The 1,139-nt window shown below is 66.5% G+C and carries 1 protein-coding gene; it reads right to left on the reverse strand.

Going from position 1 to position 1,139, the window contains the following annotated elements; all coding sequences use genetic code 11:
- Entirely contained in the window at window positions 1–1,092 is a 1,092-nt protein-coding gene (locus tag ACFVHB_RS40145; RefSeq protein WP_380332937.1) for an IS630 family transposase, read from the reverse strand.
- Between the last annotated feature and the right edge of the window lie 47 nt (window positions 1,093–1,139).

Here is a 1,139-nt window from a genome sequence, read left to right on the forward strand (position 1 = left end):
CTAGTGTCCTGAGTCTGGAATTCGCTTCAGATATCCGGCGAGGCGTTCGAGGATCTCGTCTGCGGTCTTTGTCCAGACGTACGGCTTCGGGTCGGTGTTCCATGCGGCGATCCAGTCCTTGATGTCGGCTTCGAGGGCCTGGACGGACTTGTGGACGCCTCGCCGTATCTGCTTGTTCGTCAGCTCGGCGAACCAGCGCTCGACCAGGTTGAGCCATGACGAGCCGGTCGGGGTGAAGTGCAGGTGGAAGCGAGGGTGGGACACCAGCCAGGTCTTGATCGCCGGCGTCTTGTGGGTGGCGTAGTTGTCCAGCACCAGATGAACGTCCAGCCCTTCGGGGACCTCCTTGTCCAGCCGGAGCAGGAACTTCTTGAACTCCTCGGCCCGATGGCGGCGGTGAAGCGAGCCGATGACCTTGCCGGTGGCGACCTCGAGTGCCGCGAACAGGGTGGTGGTGCCGTGGCGGACGTAGTCGGCGGTCATCCGCTGCGGCATGCCCGGCATCATCGGCAGCACCGGCTGGGACCGGTCGAGCGCCTGGATCTGGGACTTCTCGTCCACACAGAACACCAGGGCCCGCTCGGGCGGGTCCAGGTAGAGGCCGACCACGTCGTGGACCTTGTCCACGAAATACGGGTCGGTGGACAGCTTGAACGTCTCGGCGCGGTGCGGCTGCAGTCCGAACGCCCGCCAGACCCGTGACACGGTGGACTGCGACAAGCCGGTCTCCCTGGCCATTGACCGGGTCGACCAGTGCGTGGCGTCCTTCGGCGTGCGCTCCAGGGTCTTGGCCACCAGCTCGGCCACCTGCTCGTCGGTCACCGTCCGCGGACCTCCCGGCCTGGGCATGTCGCCCAGGCCGGGAATCCGGTGCTCGACGAACCTGCCCCGCCACCGGCCGACCGCGTGCGGCGTCGATCCCAGCCGCTCCGCGACGTCCTTGTTCGACGCGCCGCTCGCGCACTCCAGGATGATCCGGCACCGCAGAGCCCAGGCCTGCGGCGTCGACCGGCGGCGCACCCACCCCTCCAGGGCCGCCCGCTCCTCGTCCGACAACACCAACTCGGCCTTCGGCCGACCAGTCCGCACCATAGACCCAGTCTATATTTATGAATGAAATTCCAGACTCAGGACACTAG

Origin of the sequence: Kitasatospora sp. NPDC127111 (assembly GCF_042677465.1) — a bacterium.
GTDB lineage: Bacteria > Actinomycetota > Actinomycetes > Streptomycetales > Streptomycetaceae > Kitasatospora.